The organism is Halalkalicoccus jeotgali B3, assembly GCF_000196895.1.
GTDB lineage: Archaea > Halobacteriota > Halobacteria > Halobacteriales > Halalkalicoccaceae > Halalkalicoccus > Halalkalicoccus jeotgali.
The window spans coordinates 2,749,216-2,767,789 of sequence record NC_014297.1 but is presented as its reverse complement, the minus strand read 5'-3'; the positions used below and the strand labels follow the sequence as shown (position 1 = coordinate 2,767,789).

Annotated in this window: 22 protein-coding genes; 12 read left to right on the top strand and 10 right to left on the bottom strand. The window is 67.2% G+C overall.

Translation table 11 applies throughout. The features are described from left to right. The first annotated feature begins 79 nt into the window (after positions 1-79). Entirely contained in the window at positions 80-616 is a 537-nt protein-coding gene (locus HACJB3_RS14505; RefSeq protein ID WP_008416475.1) for a hypothetical protein, read from the top strand. A gap of 32 nt (positions 617-648) precedes the next feature. Here HACJB3_RS14505 and HACJB3_RS14500 read toward each other — a convergent pair whose 3' ends face one another. After that, positions 649-1,053, bottom strand: coding sequence for a hypothetical protein (locus tag HACJB3_RS14500; RefSeq protein ID WP_008416474.1), 405 nt, complete (start codon positions 1,051-1,053; stop codon positions 649-651). 96 nt (positions 1,054-1,149) lie between these two features. Between HACJB3_RS14500 and HACJB3_RS14495 the strand changes: the two genes are divergently transcribed. Then, positions 1,150-2,871 (top strand): aldehyde ferredoxin oxidoreductase family protein, encoded by a 1,722-nt coding sequence (locus HACJB3_RS14495; protein ID WP_008416473.1) that lies wholly within the window; start codon positions 1,150-1,152, stop codon positions 2,869-2,871. Beyond that, on the top strand, positions 2,868-3,581 hold the full coding sequence (locus tag HACJB3_RS14490; protein ID WP_008416471.1) for a DUF7124 domain-containing protein: 714 nt from the start codon (positions 2,868-2,870) through the stop codon (positions 3,579-3,581). The genes HACJB3_RS14495 and HACJB3_RS14490 overlap by 4 nt, the downstream gene beginning before the upstream one ends. Here HACJB3_RS14490 and HACJB3_RS20310 read toward each other — a convergent pair. Genes HACJB3_RS20310 through HACJB3_RS14470 form a run of 5 tightly spaced genes read right to left on the bottom strand, consistent with a single transcriptional unit; the run spans position 3,578 to position 7,166 of the window. Beyond that, positions 3,578-3,742, bottom strand: coding sequence for a hypothetical protein (locus tag HACJB3_RS20310; RefSeq protein ID WP_008416470.1), 165 nt, complete (start codon positions 3,740-3,742; stop codon positions 3,578-3,580). The genes HACJB3_RS14490 and HACJB3_RS20310 overlap by 4 nt on opposite strands. A 38-nt stretch (positions 3,743-3,780) precedes the next feature. After that, positions 3,781-4,101: a hypothetical protein gene (locus HACJB3_RS14485; RefSeq protein ID WP_008416468.1), complete on the bottom strand. Its 321-nt coding sequence runs from the start codon at positions 4,099-4,101 to the stop codon at positions 3,781-3,783. Then, the gene (locus HACJB3_RS14480; RefSeq protein ID WP_008416467.1) at positions 4,101-4,361 is read right to left on the bottom strand and encodes a hypothetical protein; all 261 of its coding nucleotides are present in this window, start codon (positions 4,359-4,361) and stop codon (positions 4,101-4,103) included. The genes HACJB3_RS14485 and HACJB3_RS14480 overlap by 1 nt, the downstream gene beginning before the upstream one ends. A gap of 41 nt (positions 4,362-4,402) precedes the next feature. Beyond that, on the bottom strand, positions 4,403-5,026 hold the full coding sequence (locus tag HACJB3_RS14475; RefSeq protein ID WP_008416466.1) for a TorD/DmsD family molecular chaperone: 624 nt from the start codon (positions 5,024-5,026) through the stop codon (positions 4,403-4,405). A 1-nt stretch (position 5,027) separates the two neighbouring features. Next, on the bottom strand, positions 5,028-7,166 hold the full coding sequence (locus HACJB3_RS14470) for a 4Fe-4S binding protein (RefSeq protein ID WP_008416465.1): 2,139 nt from the start codon (positions 7,164-7,166) through the stop codon (positions 5,028-5,030). Between the two features lie 188 nt (positions 7,167-7,354). On the opposite strand from HACJB3_RS14470, the gene HACJB3_RS14465 reads away from it, so the two are divergent. Genes HACJB3_RS14465 through HACJB3_RS14450 form a run of 4 tightly spaced genes read left to right on the top strand, consistent with a single transcriptional unit; the run spans position 7,355 to position 12,879 of the window. Continuing rightward, positions 7,355-10,768, top strand: a complete 3,414-nt coding sequence (locus HACJB3_RS14465) for a molybdopterin-dependent oxidoreductase (protein ID WP_008416464.1) — start codon at positions 7,355-7,357, stop codon at positions 10,766-10,768. A 1-nt stretch (position 10,769) separates the two neighbouring features. Next, entirely contained in the window at positions 10,770-11,444 is a 675-nt protein-coding gene (locus tag HACJB3_RS14460) for a 4Fe-4S dicluster domain-containing protein (RefSeq protein ID WP_008416463.1), read from the top strand. Continuing rightward, positions 11,441-11,884, top strand: a complete 444-nt coding sequence (locus HACJB3_RS14455; RefSeq protein WP_008416462.1) for a hypothetical protein — start codon at positions 11,441-11,443, stop codon at positions 11,882-11,884. Before HACJB3_RS14460 ends, HACJB3_RS14455 begins: the two co-directional genes overlap by 4 nt. After that, positions 11,881-12,879, top strand: coding sequence for a cytochrome b/b6 domain-containing protein (locus HACJB3_RS14450; RefSeq protein ID WP_008416461.1), 999 nt, complete (start codon positions 11,881-11,883; stop codon positions 12,877-12,879). The genes HACJB3_RS14455 and HACJB3_RS14450 overlap by 4 nt, the downstream gene beginning before the upstream one ends. A 112-nt stretch (positions 12,880-12,991) precedes the next feature. Here the strand turns inward: HACJB3_RS14450 and HACJB3_RS14445 are convergent, their stop codons facing one another. Together HACJB3_RS14445 and HACJB3_RS14440 are read right to left on the bottom strand one after the other, a co-directional pair. After that, the gene (locus tag HACJB3_RS14445; RefSeq protein ID WP_008416460.1) at positions 12,992-13,444 is read right to left on the bottom strand and encodes a DUF4112 domain-containing protein; all 453 of its coding nucleotides are present in this window, start codon (positions 13,442-13,444) and stop codon (positions 12,992-12,994) included. Between the two features lie 55 nt (positions 13,445-13,499). Then, complete coding sequence (locus HACJB3_RS14440; RefSeq protein WP_008416459.1) at positions 13,500-13,898, bottom strand: hypothetical protein; 399 nt, start codon at positions 13,896-13,898, stop codon at positions 13,500-13,502. A 107-nt stretch (positions 13,899-14,005) separates the two neighbouring features. Here HACJB3_RS14440 and HACJB3_RS14435 point away from each other — a divergent pair, with 107 nt between their 5' ends. Further along, positions 14,006-14,188, top strand: a complete 183-nt coding sequence (locus tag HACJB3_RS14435) for a hypothetical protein (protein WP_008416457.1) — start codon at positions 14,006-14,008, stop codon at positions 14,186-14,188. Here HACJB3_RS14435 and HACJB3_RS14430 read toward each other — a convergent pair. Next, the gene (locus HACJB3_RS14430; RefSeq protein ID WP_008416456.1) at positions 14,154-15,416 is read right to left on the bottom strand and encodes an MBL fold metallo-hydrolase; all 1,263 of its coding nucleotides are present in this window, start codon (positions 15,414-15,416) and stop codon (positions 14,154-14,156) included. The two genes, HACJB3_RS14435 and HACJB3_RS14430, sit on opposite strands and share 35 nt — an antisense overlap. Before the next feature lie 111 nt (positions 15,417-15,527). On the opposite strand from HACJB3_RS14430, the gene HACJB3_RS14425 reads away from it, so the two are divergent. From HACJB3_RS14425 to HACJB3_RS14410, 4 genes are read left to right on the top strand one after another with little or no spacing between them, the layout of a single operon-like run. Continuing rightward, positions 15,528-15,947 (top strand): 30S ribosomal protein S6e, encoded by a 420-nt coding sequence (locus tag HACJB3_RS14425; protein ID WP_008416454.1) that lies wholly within the window; start codon positions 15,528-15,530, stop codon positions 15,945-15,947. Positions 15,948-15,957: 10 nt separating this feature from the next. After that, complete coding sequence (locus HACJB3_RS14420) at positions 15,958-16,380, top strand: DUF7112 family protein (protein ID WP_008416453.1); 423 nt, start codon at positions 15,958-15,960, stop codon at positions 16,378-16,380. Beyond that, complete coding sequence (locus HACJB3_RS14415) at positions 16,377-16,796, top strand: DUF5807 family protein (RefSeq protein WP_008416451.1); 420 nt, start codon at positions 16,377-16,379, stop codon at positions 16,794-16,796. Before HACJB3_RS14420 ends, HACJB3_RS14415 begins: the two co-directional genes overlap by 4 nt. Positions 16,797-16,849: 53 nt before the next feature. Further along, on the top strand, positions 16,850-17,440 hold the full coding sequence (locus tag HACJB3_RS14410) for an arsinothricin resistance N-acetyltransferase ArsN1 family B (RefSeq protein WP_008416449.1): 591 nt from the start codon (positions 16,850-16,852) through the stop codon (positions 17,438-17,440). Here the strand turns inward: HACJB3_RS14410 and HACJB3_RS14405 are convergent. Beyond that, positions 17,423-18,553 (bottom strand): DHH family phosphoesterase, encoded by a 1,131-nt coding sequence (locus HACJB3_RS14405; protein WP_008416448.1) that lies wholly within the window; start codon positions 18,551-18,553, stop codon positions 17,423-17,425. The two genes, HACJB3_RS14410 and HACJB3_RS14405, sit on opposite strands and share 18 nt — an antisense overlap. Between the last annotated feature and the right edge of the window lie 21 nt (positions 18,554-18,574).

Genomic DNA, 18,574 nt, shown 5'->3' with positions numbered 1-18,574 from the left:
GAGGTGGCCGACGGGCCTGAGGGTTACGGTCCCGTCGGACCGCCTGCACCTTTAAGAACGTGACCGCTGTGGGTAGGGTATGGCACTCATCGAGATCACTGTCGATCGCCCATCGTTGATCAGCACCGGCGACGACCAGCAGTCGGCCGACGAAACCGCGGACGCGACCGACGGCGTCGACGTCGACTCCTCGACGACCGACACTCAAACCGACGACGGGCTCGGGGACGCACTGAAGACCGCCAGCACGATCCTGACCGCCGTGACGACCCTCGCGGGGATCCTCAAGCAGCTTCGCTCGGAGGACGAAACCGCCGAGACTACCGCGAGCGCGGGCGAGGCCGAAGCCGAGTCGTTCGTCGAGAGCGTCGTGGGCGAGGACGCCGTCGACGAGGAGGCGGACGCCGACAGCGAGGCGGACCCGGCGGAGGCCGACGAGTCGGACCTCGCGGACGAGGTCGCGGACGCCGACAGCGAGGTCGAGGAGGACTCGGGGCGCGGACTCGGCGTGACGGTCGCGTTCGTGCTCGTGGTCGTCCTGATCGCGCTCGCGCTCCGATCGCGTGGCGGCGACGATACCGTCGACGAGGACACGCTGGACGACGACTGGGACTGACGACGCTGTTTTCGCTTCGCCGCGTTCCGGTTTCATTTCCGGTTTCCTTCCCCCCAGCCGGCGCGCTCGCGCCAGTCCGATTGCTGTCTGCGCTCGTGGAGGTGGGACGTACCGTCGGCCAGTTCCTCGCGAACGTCGCGCTCGAAGCCCTCGACCGTCGCCAGCATCCCGCTTTGGAACGCCTCGACGAGTTCGTAGGTCCACGTCCCGCCGACGGCTCCCGCCGGCAGGTGCTCGTCGCGCAACTCGTCGGCCAGCGCGTCGTAGCCAAGCGCGCGCAACTCCCGTTCGGCGACTGCGAAGCGATCCATCGCGTGGCCGACCCCGTGGTGAAACGCCAGCAGGTTCCCGTACGCTCGATGGAGGTACTCGATCGCGAGCTGACACTCGTGGAGCACGGCCAGTTCCCGCTCGCTTACGTCCCCGTCATCTACCATGATAGCTACTGACAATCAGGATAGGAATAACGTTTTCCCGGGCGGGCGTCCCCATGACAGGGTTTATGGACGTTTCAGCTCTTACGGACCCTACACATGGCCCGCCTCTCCCACCTGCTTCGGGTCGATCTGGGTGCCGAAACCGCCTCGCGGGAGCCGATCCCCGAGCGGTGGCTCGACCGGTACGTCGGGGGAAAGGGGCTGGGCGCACGGTACCTCTTCGAGGAACTCGACCCCGGTACCGACCCTATGGGGTCCGACAACGCCCTGCTGTTCATCGTCGGACCGCTCACGGGCCGTACCCCGGGCGAACCCCGCTACGCCGCGATCACCAAGTCCCCGCTGACGGGGGCGTTTCTGGATTCGTACAGCGGCGGCGAGTTCGCCGGCGCGCTCGCCGGCGCCCTCGGGGACTGTCTGGGCGTGCTCGTCACGGGTCGGGCCGACGAGCCGATGGCCCTGACGATCGAGGACGGCGAAGCGACCCTCGAACCCACCGACGCGTGGGGTGCCGACGCCGCCGCGACCGCCGGCGCCTTCGACGGTCGGGTCGCCTGTATCGGCCCCGCCGGCGAGAACCGGGTGAGCTACGCCACCATCGCCGCGGACGGTGGCGACCACCACGCCGGGCGGGGCGGTGCGGGCGCGGTGATGGGGGCAAAGCGACTGAAGGCTGTCGTCGCCCGCGGCCAGCGCCCCACGGAGGACTCGGATCTGCGCGAGATCTACGAGGAGCGCTTTGTAGACGACGAGACGGGGCGCTGGCAGGCCGCCAGTGAAACCCTCGAATCGGTCGATTTCGCCGATGCGGTCGGTGCGCTGGCGACCCGTGGCTGGCAGGAGAACCGCTTCGATGGGATCGAGGGGATCGGTATCGAGGCCGCCCGTGGGGCCGCGACCGGCCGCGAGAGCGAGGGAGCGATCCCGGGGGGGTTCACCGTCCCCACGCCCGACGGCGAGAGTGTCCCGCGGGGTGCGACTCAGATGACGCTGGGCGCCGGGTTGGGAATCGACGAGTTCGATGCGGTCGCGGCGCTCGGGGCCCAGTGCGACCGATTCGGAATCGACGTGATCTCGGCGGGTAGTGCGGTCGCGTGGGCGATCCGCGCCAGCGAGGCGGGGCTGATCGAGCGCGATCTCGCCTTCGGCGACCGCGACGCCGCCCGCGAACTGTTAGCGGAGATCGCCACCCGCACCACCCCGCTCGGCGAGGCGCTTGCCGACGGGGTCGAGCGGGCATCGGCGACGTTCGGCGGCGAGGACTTCGTCCCCGCGATCAAGGGGATGGAACTGCCCGCCTACGATCCCCGGGGTGCCCGGTCGATGGCGCTGGCCTACGCCACGAGCGACCGGGGGGGCTGTCATCGCCGGGCCCGCCCCATCGAGGACGAACCGTTCTCTCACTGGAGCGACGACGAGCGCGTCGAGCGCGTGATCGCCGAGCAGAACCGCCGCTCGGTGCTGTGGAGCCTGATCGTCGACGACTTCGTCGGCGATTCCTTTGCCGACCTCGGGGCGGCCTGGCTCTCGGAACTGGGCTACGATCTCTCGCCGGCCGATCTGGCCACCCTCGGCGAGCGCGTCTGGACGCTGACCCGCCTCTTTAACGTCCGCGAGGGGCTCGACCGCGAGGCCGACCGAGTGCCCGCGCCACTCACCGAATCCGCCGCGGACGGCGAGTCGATCGACCCCGAGGAGTTCGAGGGGCTGCTCGATCGCTACTACGCCGCCCGCGGTTGGGACGAGCGGGGCCGGCCCATCCTGAGGACGCTCGAACGACTGGAGCTGGCTTCTCTCGACGGGGGCGATGGCGCGTGACCGACAGTATCGACCTCGACGAGATCGAGACCGAATCGGCGGACGAGCCACGTCCGAACCGCGGCGACTGGTTCTGGCGCGGCGAGGGCGACTTCGAGGACGAGACCGAGGCGCTCGGGACCGACGCCGGCCCGGACGCGTCGGCGGACGACGGGGAACCGGCGCCCGAATTGAGAACCGTTTCCGAGTCGTCCGGTCCCGAGGGGACGACACCCCACGTCCCCCACGAGAACCGGGACAAGCCCGTCGGCCTTCCCGAGGAACGGGGCGGGGCCGGCGGGACCTCAGCACGCGAAGCGGCCCGCGAGCACGATACGACCGGGGACGCCCCCGAGGCCTCGGGGCCCCACGGCGGCGGGGCCGACGAGATGACGATGGCGCTCACCTACGAGGCGGCAAAGCGCCTCGCGGATCCGGGCTACGTGCTCGCGACGGCGACCTTCGCCGACTGGATCGGCATCGTCGGCGGGGTCGACGCCCACGTCATCACCGCCTTCCAGCGCTCTCACGGTGTGGACGCCGACTTCTTCAACGGCACCGGGACGGGGCCGGCCGAGCGCCTCGCCGAGATCACCGAGATGTCGATGTTCTTCGCCGAGCGGATGGTCGTCCTCGGCTGCAACGGAGAGGAGTGGATCGCCCAGCAAGCGGGCTGGGAGTTCGTTCCTATCGAAACGGCCGCCGAAAAGGCCGGCTGGGACCTCGATTAGTCGTTTTTGCGGTCCTCGGGGTCGAGGTCGAACGAGACCTCGCCGTCGACCACGCCGGTGTTGATCACGTGGGGGCCGGTGTGGGACCACGTCTCGTGGCCGTCTACCTCCTCGATCGTCGGCCGGGTCCGCAGGTCGATCTTCTCGATCTCGTGTGTCATATCTCCACAGTGCCGCTCGACCCGCTTATACCCTGTCCCTACTCCTCGAGGAAGACCCGCGAGAAGAGGTTCACGTACAGTTCGAGGACCGTCTGCCGGTCGATTCCGGCCAGAGCGGCCTGTTCGTCGAGGAACGCCGCCAGTTCCTCGCTCGGTTCGTACCGTACGACTCCGGCCTCAACGGCGAACTCGACTTCGGTGGCACCCGACACGAGGTGTTCGATCTCCAAGAGCGCCTGTTCGGCCTTCGCGCGGACCGCCGCCTCCTCGTCGAGCATCCGGCGCTCGCCCCATTCGCCGGCGGCCTCGAGAAAGCGCTCGCTCGGCTCGATCGCGATCGGTTCGCTGGTCCCGGTCATCAGCGTTCGGGCGGGAAGCTATCGGGTGCGGGGTCCGATTCGGCGAGTTCGGCGTAGAGATAGATCAACAGGACCCCGAGGGCGACCATTACGGCCAGTCCCACGACTCCGCCGGGTCCCGAATGACCGATCCAGTCGGCACCCATCACGGGCCCCATGCTCGATGCGACGTTCAGCGTCGTGATCGCGAGCCACCCGCCGAACAGCAGGAACGCGATCGTGAGCACGGGGTTGTGCTCGAGTGCGGTCTTGAGCGCCATACTCCGTTGAGCGCGTGTCTCGCGCAAAAACGTTGTGCCTTCTACGCCATCTGGCCCGCGAGTTCGGCCTCGAACTCGACGACGCCCGAGAGGAGGCGTCCGACCGCCTCGTAGAACGCGCTGTCGGCGTACTCGACGATGTCGCCCGCACAGTCGTCGATCCAGCGGGTCGTGTGCTCCTCGAGGAAGACCCGTTCGTATCCAAAGGCCTCCTCGGCGCCCCTGCGCTGGCGCTCGATCAGGTGTCTGAGAAAGGCCAACTCGACGGCGACGAAGTCGCCCTCTTCGGGGTAGTCCTCGGGGGGAGTCCAGCCCGCGGCGCCGTAACTCGCCTCGACCTCGGCCTTTCCCGTCCCCAGGAAGTCCATGTCCTCGCGGTAGTAGCTCTCGTGGGCCATCACCGGGGGTCGCGGGCCGACGAACACGCGGGTGTACTCGCGTTTGAGTTCCGTGCGGACCGTCTCGACATCCCGGCCCTCGTTTTCCTTGACGTACGCCCGCAGTTTCTCGAAGCCCGTATCCAGATCGTCGTCGACGCCTTCCGGAGTTCGTATCTCCCCCGACAGCAGGGTTTCGACGAACTCCTCGTTCGGGGTGTCCCACAGCGCCTCGATCAGGAAGTCGACCAGTTCGAGTCGGGCGGCGTAGATCTCCTCGTCGCTCATCTCAGTTCCCCCGATCGTAGAGCAGGTATGCCCGACAGTCCGGACAGTACTCGAAGACGCTCTCCTCGGCGCTCGGGGCCAGCCCCGCCACGAGGTCGCCGACCTCCTCCTCGATCTTCGCGGCCGAGCGCTCGCTCGTAAACGGGTCGCCACACCGGGCACATTCGAGCATCTCGCCCTCGAAGGTCTGGGTCCAGGCGGGGTCGCCGTCCGCGCTCTCCGTTCCCGCGGCAGCAGCGCGGTTTTCCGGAAGCAAGGAGAGGTCCAACCCGTCGCGCATCGTGATCGCGCTCTCGGGACAGCCCTCCTCGCAGAGCCCGCAGTTGACGCACTTCTCGTGGTTGAACTCCAGGCCCCATTCGGTCCGGCGAATCGCGTCGGTCGGACAGAGGTTCGAGCACGTGGGAGTCAGGGTGCAGGCATCCGAAACCTCCATCCGGCCGAAGTCCTCGAGCCCGCGGATCACCTCGCGGTCGGGCTCGGCGTGTTCGAGGATCGCCCGCACGCTCTCGAGGGTCCAGCCGTGGTTGTAGAATTCCGGATTGTCGTGGTCGCTGTGCAGTAGCGTGCCGTCGGCGCGGTGCTCACCCTCCGGGACCGGCGAGGGCGAGAGCGACTCCTCGAACTCCGAGAGGGAGTCGACGAACTCTCCGGGTTCACCCGCTTCGGGCGCGAAGAAGCCCACGCGCTCGCCCAGCCCGAGGTCCGCCGTTGCCTGATTGAGCCGCTCGACGAGTTCCTCCTTCGGGTCGGGCCCGGAGTGGCGACAGTCACATCCGCATCCGAGCACCGCGACGCCCGCCGCGCCACAGGCCAGCGCGTGGGTGATGTGTGATTCGCCCACGGTGTCCGCACAGTTCACGCCGACGGGGAGGATCGGCGGGTATTCGATTCGCCCTCCCGACGCAGCGCGTTTGCCGTACTCGGAGAGGGCGTCGTCGGCACGCTCGCCACAGACGAAGGCCACGATCGGTGTCTCGATGCCCGACGCTCGTGAGAACCAGCCGTCCTGATCGGCGCCGGTGCCGAGCAGCGCCTCGACCTCGCGGGCGATCCGCTCGTTCGATGGTTCGCGCAGGCTCACCGCGCCGGTCGGGCAGGCACTGGTGCAGGCCCCGCAGTTCTGACAGGCGACCGGGTCGATGTCGACCTCGTCGGGCCGGGGCTTGGCGACCGCGTCGTGCGGGCAGGCGTCGTAGCAGGCCCGACAGCCCTCCTGGTTCGATTCGCCCGAGGCACAGACGTCCATCTCGAAGTCCAGAAAGTCGGGTTTCGTAATCCCGCCGAGAAGGCTCTCGACGGCGGCCATCGTCGCCGGCCCACTATCAGTATAGTAGCCGATCCGTCCGCCCCGGGCCTTGGGGTCGCCGCCCGGGTGGATTACCTGATCGACCTCTAGCTCCTTCGAGACGCCGTCCATCTCGATGGCGTCGGTCGGACAGACGTCGGTCCATTCCCCATCGGGTGCCTCGGGATGGATGTCGACCGGGCGGCGCGTAACCATTCCGTCCGGACCCTCGTGGACGCACTTCATACACGAGATGCACTCGTCGGTCACCCGGGTTTCGAGCCCGATCTCGAACGCGCCGAACTCGCCGGCGACACCGACCACTCGCCCGCGCTCGATCGTGACGTCCTCTAAGCCGTCGACGCCGGCGAGCTCCTCGTCGTTCGCGATCAGCGTCACCTCCGCGTCCGACGAGAGCGTGGCGGCCGCTGTCGGGTCGCCGACGACCGCCACCCGGTCTCCGGTCTCCCGCGAGACCGTTCGGGAGACGGCCTCCTCCTCGAGGCCGGCCCGACGGGCGTTGATCATCCGTGCCGTCTTGTCGGTCGCCTCCGCTTCGGCGTGGACCCAGCCGGCGCCCTCACGCTGGTCGATAAAGGAGACCGCCTCAGGGTGGAGGCCGTGGTCCTCGGCGACCCCGCCGAATTTCTTCTGGACTCCCGGTTCGGGACAGGTTACGAGAAGCTGATCGAGGTCGTACTCCTCGATGACTTGCTCCATCGCGGGCAGGCCGTCCCCACAGAGCAGCTCGGAGCTGGCGGCGACGTCGACCCCCTCGATCCCCTCGCGGGCGGCTTCGAGGTCGACCTCGCAGGTGTCCGCACACGAGCAGACGAACGCACCGGTCTTCATTGACGATGGGTAGTGAGGGGCGGGGAAAGGCCTTGCGACCCGAAGAACCCGACGCCCTTGCCGGGTTTACCTCTGAAAGCACAACGTTAATGAGCGTTTGTTCGATACGAATAGTGCATGAGTAGATATATCACGGTCCATCAGATCCATCGGGCAACGGACCGCTGGGGGCGGGGGGAGTCCAGCGGATGAGCACGGAGCCGGTTTCGCTCGATCTGGACCGTCGGTCCTTCCTCAAAGCGAGCGCGCTCGCGGGTGCGGTCGCGCTCGGCGGCGGCGCGGCTGGCCAGACGCTCGCCCAGAGCGAGGACGAGGGGGAAGGCACCACTCCGGACGGCGAGATGACCAAGACGATCTGTAACTACTGTGCAGTCGGCTGTGGCTTTCGCGGCGTCAAGGACGGCGACTCCTTCGTCGGCATGGAGCCGTGGCACGAGAACCCGATCAACAACGGCTCGCTCTGTTCGAAGGGCGCGGGGATCCTCGAGACCGAACATTCGGATCGTCGGTTGAAACGGCCGATGCACCGGGTCGACGGCGGGTGGGAGACGATCTCGTGGAGCGAGGCCTACGACATCATCGAGGAGCAGTACGCCGAGGTCGTCGAGGAGTACACTCCCGAGAGCGTCATGATGATGGGAAGCGCCCACTACGCCAACGAGGAGGCCTATGCCTTCCGCAAGCTGGCGGCCTTCATGGGGACGAACAACTGCGACCACCAGGCGCGGATCTGTCACTCCCCGACGGTCACTGGCCTCTCGAACACGTGGGGTTACGGGGCGATGACCAACACGATCAACGACTACCGGAACTTCGATCTCCTCATCATCTGCGGGCAGAACCCCGCCGAGTCCCACCCGATCGCAATGCAGCACATCCTCGAGGGCCAAGCGAGGGACGGGACCGTCGTTTCGATCGACCCCCGGTATACGAAGACCTCCTCGCACGCCGATAACTACTACCGGATGCGTCCGGGTACCGACGTGGCCCTGCTGATGGGGCTGATGAACTACCTCCGAGAGCAGGGCGAACTCGACGACGAGATGCTCTCGGGGCGGGTCAACGGCTGGCCCGACGCCGAGGCCGAACTCGATCAGTACGACCTCGAGACGGTCGCCGACATCACCTGGATCGACGTCGAGCAACTCGAAGAACTCGGCGATCTGATCATCGAGAACAAGCCGAACATCCAGATCGAGTGGGCGATGGGCGGCACCCAGCACAACAACGGCACCCAGAACATCCGGTCGTACGCGCTGCACTCGCTGGCCTCGGGCAGCGCCGCCCGCAGTGGCGGCGGCCTGCAGGTGATGCGCGGACACGCCAACGTCCAGGGCGCGACCGACCTGGGTGTCGACAGCACCATCCTGCCGGGCTACTACTCCGTGTCGGCGCCCGGCTCGTGGGTCCACTGGACGAACGTCTGGGATCAGAGCCCGTGGACGAGCGGCTCGACGGACTTCTGGGACCTCCACGACCGCTTCGCGCTGATGCCCAACGATATCTGGCAGCAGCTCTCGGCGGGCGGGGGCGGCCCGCCCGCCGCCGGGGAGCTCCAGTCGGCGGAAACCGAACGGAGCGACGCCTCCGAGGACGTCTCCCAGGCCGAGGACACCGGCGCGGGTCCGAACTCCCAGTCCCCGACCGAGGCCGACTCCCAGACGGGCGATCCCGCCGCCCAAGGGGGATCGGGCGGGGACGGCAGCACCGAGGGCGGCGGCTCCGGAGGAGACGGCTCCGGGGATGATGGCTCCCAGCGACAGGTCGACCCGCGGACGATGATGCTCCAGGACGGCCTGTCGGTCGCCCGCTGGTACGAGGCCGCGCTCCAACAGGAGGACCGCCTCCACGAATCGAACCTCTATCAGCCCGACCCGCTGAAGATGGCTTTCTTCTGGGGGCATTCGGCCAACTCCATCACCGAGATGGACAAGATGAAAAAGGCGATGGAGGCGCTGGACCTGCTGGTGGTCGTCGACGTCTTCCCCGCGGTCGCCGGCACGCTCGCGGACGCCGAGGCCGACAACGTCCTGTTGCTCCCGGCGGCCAGCCAGTACGAGCACCACCGCTCGGTGACCAACTCCCATCGCTCGGTCCAGTGGAGCGAACCCGTCTCCTCGCCGGCCCACGCCTCCAAACCCGACCTGCAGATCATGCAGGAACTGGCCGACCGCTTCGGGTTCGGCGAGCACTTCGACTGGGGGAGCGGCCCCGAACTCTACAACGGCAAGAGTACCTACGAGGACGCGCTGCGGGAGATCAACCTCGGCGTTCGGACGGTCGGCTACCAGCAGAGTCCCGAACGCCTCCAGCGCCAGAAGGACCACGACGACGCCTTCAGCACCGAGACGCTGCGGGCCGACAGCGAGGGTCTGCCGGTCAGCGGCGAGTTCTGGGGGCTGCCGTGGCCCTGCTGGGGCGAGGGCCACCCCGGGACGCCGATCATCTGGCGCGACGACCTCCCTCCGGCCGAGGGCGGTCACGACTTCCGCGCGAACTGGGGCGCCGACGCCCCGACGCCCGAGGAGTGGGAGGCGACGGGCGTCGACAAGGAGTACCCGCTCGCCGAGACCTACGAGCAGGAGGGCGAGGCGGGACTGGACATGCTTCGCGAGTCCTACCAGCCCGAGTGGTTCGACGGCGAGGTCATCGGGGTCCCCCAGTATCCGGGCTTTACGACGACGCTTCCCGAGGACCCGGCAGAGGCCTCCTCGATGACGATCCCGATGGAGTACGCGCTTCGCGAGGACGTCTCGATCTACGACTGTGCGGCCGCGCTGAACGAACAGCGGGGCCACCAGCACGATCTGGCGTTCTACGAGCAGTACGACAACCCCCAGCCCGACCCGCCGACGGGACGTGGCCGGGCACGGGCGGTCGTCTGGAACTTCATCGACACGGTCCCGAAACACCGCGAGCCGATCCAGAGCCCGCGACCGGATCTGGCCGAACAGTGGCCCGCAAACGGCCAACAGACCAACTTCTTCCGGCTCGATCAGAACAACGCGACGACCCAGCAGGAGGCGACTCAGCGTGCCTACGATCAGGGGATGGACGTCATCCTCACCTCGGGGCGACAGGTCGAACACCAGGGCGGGGGCGCCGAGACGCGAAACAACCAGTACACCGCCGACCTCCAGCCCCACATGTACGCGGAGATCCATCCCGACATGGCCGAGGACCTCGATCTGGTCGGCGGCGAGGACCACGTCATCATCACCTCCGCGGACAATGACAAGGGCTCGATCTTAGTCAAGGCGAAGGTGACCTACCGCCCGCAGGGCGGCAACGAGATCTTCCTGCCGTACCACTGGGGCGGGGTCGCACACGGCCAGAACATGAGCGACAACTACCCCGACGGGTCGAAGCCGCTCGCGATCGGCGACAGCGCGAACTTCATCACCTCCAGCGGGTTCGACGCCGAAACGCAGATGCAGGAGACGAAGGCGGGGCTCGTCCGGGTCGAGAAGGCGACCGAACAGCGCATCGAGGAACTGAACATGGAGTTCATCGACTACCCACAAGAGGAGGCCGGCATCGGCGACTCCTACGAGTGGGACGTCAGAAATCAGAGCATGCAACCACAGACGGGGGACGACTAGAATGTCAGCGAACGAATCGGCCCAAGAGCGACTCGGACAGGGCGTCATGAGCACCGGCGAGGGGATGCGGATCTTCCCCGACGTCGAGGCGTGTATCGACTGTGGCGGCTGCGTGGTCGCCTGCAAGCGTACCTGGGACGTCCCGGTCGACGACCAGCGCATCGACATCACGACGATGCTCGAGGGCGTCGAGGGCGAGAGCGGGTTCAACAGCCAGCAGGTCAGCGCCATCGAGGAGGGGATGAGCCCCGGCGAGACGAGCCTCCCGATGCAGTGTTATCACTGCGAGAACGCCCCCTGCGTGTCGGTCTGTCCGACCAACGCCCTTCAAAAGAAGGACAACGGCTTCGTCGAGGTCGTCGACGACCTCTGTATCGGCTGTCAGTACTGCCTCTCGGCGTGTCCGTTCGGAGCCCCCCAGTTCCCCGAATCGAACGAGGGGCTGACCGCGGTCGTCGGCTCGGGCGGTACCATGGACAAGTGTACGGGCTGTGAGGAGCGCCAGGACGTCGGAAAGGGCCCCGCCTGCGCCGAGGAGTGTGCGACCGACGCCATCCTCGTGGGCTCGTCGGGCGAGATCGCCGACGAACTCGAGAAACGCGACAGCGGAGCGTTCTTCAACGACACCGCCATGGAGATCATCTTCGGCGACGACGCGGAGATGTTCGACCGATGAGCGACACGGACCCCGAGATCGGCGGGGACGACGCCCCCAATCACGACGCGGCCGACGGTCACGATGAGTCCGACGGCGGGAACCGCGGGCTCTCCGATCGGACCGCCTTCTGGACCAGCGCCGTGCTCGCACTGGCGCTGGCGGTCGGGTCGGTCTGGCTGGTCGGCGTCCGGGCGATCCAGTTCGAGGCGCTCCAGCGCGTGCGCCCGACCGTCGAGGGCGGCGGGGTCGGAACGGGGTGGATCCAGGGTAACACGGAGCCGATCCTCGACTGGTTGATCACGCTCGTCCACCTCGCGGACGTGCTCATGGGCGTGTTCATCCTCGTGATGATCTTCATCCACTGGATCGCCTTCCGACGGCTCGGCGCGCGGATGCGCGCACCCGACGCGCCCCGTCGGAGCGACGCCGTCGCGACCGACGGAGGTGAAAAGGAGTGACCAACCTCGACCACGGGAAGTTCTCCCGCGTGACGACGGTGTTTCACTCGCTGCTCGCGTTGACGGTGTTCCTGTTGTTCTTTACGGGGTATGCCGTCGCGTTCAACGCCGAACTCTGGTGGCTCGTCGAGCTCATGGGCGGGAACACCGGCGTGCTTGCGGTCCACCGCATCGCCGGGTTCGCGCTGATCTTCCTGACGGCCTTCTGGGTGTTCTACATGGTCCTTCGGGCCGGGGGCTCGGTCAGCCTCACCGAGGTGTTGCCAACCCCCGGCGACATCGCCGCGTTCGTTCAGGACCTGAAGTTCGCCGCCGGACTGGCCGAGGAACGCCATCCCAACGCCCGGCAGTTCGCTGGCTACTCGGCCGACGAGATCCCGCTGCTCTCTTACGTCGGCAAGGGTGTCATCGCCATCTTCACCGTCGAGTTGCTGTTGTTGATGATCTCCGGACTCCTCATCTGGCAGAAGACGATGCTGATCGACTTCTACAACACCCAGTCGGTCGTCATCGCCTTCGTCGCGTTCCACGGGTCGTTGGGCGTGATCATGGTGATGGGGATCATGTTTCACACCTTCGAACACGGCTTTCATCCCGCCTTTTACCCGGTCGAGATGAAGGCGTTCCTCCCCAAATCGGACACCCCCGAGTACCACGGTGAGGCCGAAGCCGGCTCGGCGACGGGTATCGAACGCCTCCGACTGAAGCCCAGTTGGGGCTGGGTGACCAACGTGATGGGCGTGCTGACGATCATCGGGGTCGTCAGCATCCTGATCACGAGCATGGACTACGGGGGCTATCCCATCAGCGAGACGCTGGTGTTCGGCGAGGGCAGTCTGCTCCGGACCGTCGGCGTCAACATCGGCGTCCTCGTCCTCTTTATCGGGCTGTTCCTCTCGATGTACGGTAACGTGCTTCGGGCACGCTACATGCGCCAGCGCCGCCAGGAGGACCGAAGCACCACGACCGCGACGGACGGCGGCACCGACGACTAGCCGTCCACTGTCGGGGCGGTCCAACGCTTTAGTCGCTTACCGAGCGTTCTCACCCGCGGTAGCGACTCGTGACGGTCTCGTTCGACGGCGACGATCCGATTGTCGGTCGTCCCTACACGTCGATTTCGCGTTTGAGCAGCGAGACGTTCCACTTGTTCGCCTTCCAGACCGCGTCGAACAGCGTTCCGAGCACCGGGATCGAGCCGATGACGGCGTCCGTAAGGACCAGCCCGATCATGAGCGCGAGCGTCGATTTCGAGACGCCGATGCGGGCGGCCTCCCCGATAATGTACAGCGAGATCACCGTCGCGACGGCGTCACCGCCCACGGGGATGATCCCCAGCAGGGGATCGAGCCCGATGCGGTAGTCCGTCCCCGGGATCGTGATCGCCTCGTCGAGCAGGTCGCCGACGAACTCGATGCGTTCGAGCGTCGCCTCGAGATCCCCCGACAGCGGGAGGTCCTCGAGCGTCCACTCGAAGTCGTCGGCCCCGTCGACTCCATCCTCGCTCCAGTCGTCCTCCCCATCGATTCGGTCGTCTCCGTCGCCAGGGTCGTTTTCCATACCCCTCCTATATACGGCGCGGGTAAAGGCCCTCCCCACGCGTTCGCAAGCCGGCCTAGCCGACCAGATCCGTCGCCTCCTCGGAGAGTTCGACCGTCACGTCGTTTCTCGTCTGGCCGTCGATCTGATCGAGATTGCGCGTCAGTACCTCGAGGATGTCGGTCGGTTCGGGGTAAACGAGCATGTTGCCCTCTGCGTCCTCCATCACGAGCTGGGTATCCGCGAGGTTCACCCGATTGCCGTCGATGCTCGCGACGATGACCGACAGCGCCTCTGCACCCCCGGTGTCGCCCTCCTCGACCATCGTGATGTAGAGCCCCTCGAGCCCGATGAGGTCCTTGTACTCCCTGACCTGTTTTGCACACTCGACCATATCGCGCGTGACGGCCGTCTTCTGGGGGTTGCCGTGCTCGCCCTCGAAACAGTGTCTGCACACTCGAAGCTCGATTCGCATGGCTCGGAGTTGCCGACGGGGACGCATTACGGTGTCGACCACGCACGAGGCCGTCCTGCGTTCTCGTCTCCGGAAGCGCTTAGTGGAAGTGTCACGCTAGCGCGACCATGGCCGCGCTTCAGTACTACGTCTACGTCGGGCTCGTGTTGCTGGTGACCGTCGGCGGACTGCTCGCGCTCGCCGTCACGACGCGGGACCTTCGCGGGGAGAGTGGCTTTGCGCTCGACGTCCTCTCGGCGCTCGTGATCGGCCTGTTCATCGCCGTGCTCGCGTGGACGACGGTACTGTGATCGTCTCGCCGCGCTCCGGTGCGCTGGCCTCGTAGCCCTTCTCGCGGAGTTCGGCCGCGAACGCCCCACATCTGTCGCCGTGGTTCACCAGTATCGGGGTGTTCTCGTAGGCCGCGAGGAACTCCAGTACCCCCTCGCGGTCGGCGTGGGCCGAAAAGTCATACGACTCGATTCGCGCGGCGACCGGCATTACTCTCCCATCTATCTCCGCGCTTCCGGTCTCCAGTAGCTCGCGTCCGGGCGTGCCCTCGACCTGATAGCCCGTCATCGCGACCTTGTTGGTGGGGTTTCCCCGGATCTCGGGAATGTACGTCATAGCAGGGCCACCGGAGAGCATCCCGCTGGTGGTGACGATCGCCGCGTTCTGTCTCGCGATCCGTTTTCGCTGCCCGTCCTGGCCCGTGACGAACCGCGCGTGTGAGACTGCTCGATCGAAGGCCTCGGGATCGCGGACGAACTCCGGGTGGCGCCGCAGCATCCGCGTCACCTCCTTGCCCATTCCGTCGACGTAACAGGGGATGTCGTACTCCGCACAGATCAGCAGCATCTCCTGGGTGCGTCCGATCGCGAACGCCGGAACGACGACCGTCCCGCCCTCCCAGAGGGTCGTTCGCACGCTTTCGGCGAACCGCCGCTCGACCTCGTCGCGGGGCTCGTGGGTCACGTCCGAGTAGGTACTCTCACAGATCACGAGGTCCGCGTCGGGGCGTGCGGTGGTTTTCGACACTAGCCGCTGTGAGTCCGTATGGAAGTCGCCACTGTAGAGCAGACGGGTGTCGCCGTCTTCGATCAGGACGTGTGCGCTCCCTGGGATGTGGCCCGCAGCCAACAGCGTGACCTCGAAACCGGCGGCCGAGAATGGCTCGCCGTACTCGTGGGTCTCCGAAACCTGTGTGAGCCGCGCGAGGTCCGTCCGGGTGAACGGACACCGGTAGGACCCTCCGTGGAGTTTCAGCGTATCGCGCGCGAGCGTCGTCGCGAGCTCCCGGGTGGGGGCCGTCCAGTGGACCGACGGGCGCGCATCGCCCGAGAGTAACGCGGGCAGCGCCCCGGCGTGGTCGAGGTGACCGTGGGAGACGACGACCGCGTCGGGGTCACAATCAAGCGGCAGGCGCGGGGGGTTGTCGGTGCTCATCCCGAAATCGAGCAACAGCGTTCCGTCGTCGCCACCGAGGAGGATCGCACTGCGGCCGATCTCCCCGGCACCGCCGAGGAACTCGATGTCCATTTGCTCTTCCTCGGGGACCGGGCGGTTTGTGCCCGTCGATACGCGAGACCTTCTCTCTGGGGACGAGGCCGGTTCAACACCCTTTTTACCCGCGCCCGTCTGATTTCGCGCATGGCAGACTTCAAGGTCGTCGTCTCGGATCCCGAGGCGGGGACGACCTACCAGCGCGACGTGGACGGACAGGACGCGAACCGGTTCCTCGGTCGGGACCTCGGCGAGGAGGTCGACGGGACCGCCGTTGGACTCTCGGGGTACTCGCTCGAACTCACCGGCGGCTCCGATACGGCGGGTCGTCCGCTCCGGGACGATGTCGCGGGACCGAACCTGAAGCAGGTGCTTTTGACCGGCGGGACGGGCTATCGCCCCCAGCGCGACGGCGAGCGAAAGCGCGTGACCGTTCGGGGTCGCGAGATCAGCGAGGAGGTCGTCCAGATCAACGCCAAGATCGCAGCCTACGGCGACGAGAGCGTCGAGGAGCTACTGGGAGAGGGCGGTGAGGACGGCGAGGACGAAGACGCCGACGACGAGTAACCCCCTTTTCATGGATCGAATCTCGAGCGAGAACCCGGCAGTCGAGACGCTGCGGGCGACGGTCGCGCGCCACGGCGCGCGCCGGAAACGGGTCGACCTCCGCGAGGACTCGCTGCCCGAGGGCGAGGTCGTCCGGCTGGTGATCGATGGGACGACCTACCACGCGCGCGTCGAGGGCGGGTTCGCCGACGGCCCGCACCTCAGCGGGGCCTACGACACCCCCGATATGGCCCGCGAGGGGTCGGGGACGAACCGTCTCGACGAGTGGCTCGACGCGGCGGAACGCCCGGTCGGAAGCTCGGTGTTGGTGGACGTGATCGAACCCGAGTTCGCCTACGGGCTTCGCGAGCCCGGTACGGAGGTCGTCTACGAGGCCGTCGAGAAACCCAAAGCGAGCCTCGCGAACATCGCCCGGGAGCTGGAGGAGCGATGAGCCGTCTCGCCGAGTTCCTCGCGGGCGAGCGCCCCGAGGACGTGGCCATCTACCTCGACGAACGCGTCGTCGACGACTTGGGCAAACTCGCCGACTACGGTGAGGAGACAGAGGACGGGATCGTGCTGGTCGTCCCCGGCGAGAGCGGGCGCAACGCCTTCTCGACGGTCGCGGGCACGGACGCGATGGCCTTCGCGAAGGAGGCGATGGACGAGGAGGGCGATATCGACGCCGACCTTGCCGGAGGGATCTGTCCGGCCTGTGACGCCGAGGACGTACGATACGTCTTCGCGTTCGCCGAGGAGCGAAACGAGGAGGTCGGGGGCATCTACGCCGAGGGCGACGTGATCCACGCCTACGCCCGGTGTGGCTGTTCGAGTGCCTTCTCGGATCGCTGGGTCGCCGGCGAACGCTGAGCGCCCTCGGACTGAGCGGGGGGATTTTTCGCGGTCCGCCGTGAGCGGGACGTATGACGCCGACGCTTCGGCCTGCGACCGCGGACGATGCGCCCGCGATCCGCCGGATCTACGCCCCGTTCGTCGAGGAGTCTGCCGTTTCCTTCGAGACCCGCCCGCCGACCGCCACCGAGGTCGGCACCCGCATCGCCACGACGACCGAGCGCCACCCGTGGCTCGTCTGTACCGACGGGGACGTCATCGGCTACGCTTACGCCACGTCCCACCGCGAGCGCGAGGCCTACCGCTGGTCGATCGACGTCTCGGTCTACGTCGATCCCGCCTACCACCGCCGCGGGATCGCCCGCGCACTCTACGGCGCGCTGTTCGCGCTGGCGGGCGAACAGGGCTTTCTCAACGCCTACGCGGGAATCTCCCTGCCGAACCCCGCGAGCACCGCCTTCCACGAGTCGATGGGGTTCGAACCGGTCGGCACGTATCACGACGTCGGCCACAAGGACGGGGAGTGGCACGACGTCCGGTGGTACGAACGTGCGCTCGCCGAGCGACCGACGGACCCGGACCCGCCGACCCCGTATCCGGCACTCGACGCCGCGACCGTCGAGCGCGCCGTCGGGACCGGCGCGTCACTCCTCGAGGGCTGATCCGGTTTCGTCGGTCCCCACTTCGGGGCCCTCCTCGACTCCCGCCCGTTCTTCTTCCTCGGCGAGCGCCCCGAAGGCATCGAGGATCACTCGTTTGGTTACCGCCCCGCGGGTCGTCCAGTGGTGGGCGTAATCGAGCATGTCCTCGTAGATGTCGGGTTTGCAGCCCGCGGCCTTCGGATGCCCGCCGCCGTTGACCTGTCCGGCGACCTCGTGACACCGCTCAAACCCTTCTGTACCCCGGATGGAGGCGCTTCCAGCGGGCTTGACGATCACCGAGGCGTCCGCGCCCGCCTCGCGCATGGCTTCTGCGACCTCGTTTTGCGAACAGCGCCCGTAGGTGACACCCACCGTCCACGGACCGATCTCCTTGGTCTCGCTTCGCTTGACCGCCAGATCGATCAGGGCCTCCTTTTCGACGCGCTTCTCGGCGAGGAACTCCAGTACCTCCTCGGGCAGATCCGGACCGTGTTCGGCGACGATCTCCACGTAGTCCTCGGGCTCGCTCCAGTACGAGAAGTCCGCCAGATCGTCGCTTCGTGGGTCCTCGCGGAGCCAGAGGTCGTGATCGCGGGTCACGGCGGCCAGTTCGACCAGATGGCGGGGCACCTCGGCCTCGAGCGCGCGCACGGCCACGTCGGCGGTACACTCCTCGTCGGAGTCGCCGACGACGAGCTCCGTACCGGCCTCCCGGACGCGTTTCGCTACCTCGGCGTCCCACTGGTGGTGGTCGAACCAGCGGGTCTCGCCTGCGGTCTCGAGTGCGGCCGCGAGCTCCGTCCCGACGTACTCGTACTTATCGGGACACAGATCACAGACGAACAATCGGAGTCCGTCCTCGCCGTACTCGGCGACCCGCTGTAGGGAGTCTTCGATCTCGTGGGGACCGGTCGGGAGTAACGCGGCCTCGCCGTAGACCGCACGGAGGATCGCCACGCAGGCCAGCCCGTCGGCGTCGGGATCCGCGATCACGACGGTTTCGACGCCGGCGAGAGCCTCCTCGGCGGCGGCGTCCTCGGCGGCCTCCTCGAACTCGTCGGGGTAGAAGAATCCCGCGCCCGGAAGAACCGACTTCCGTGCGAGGGGCAACTCGTCGATGAGAGCGTCGTCCATACGGGGACGAACACACGCGGG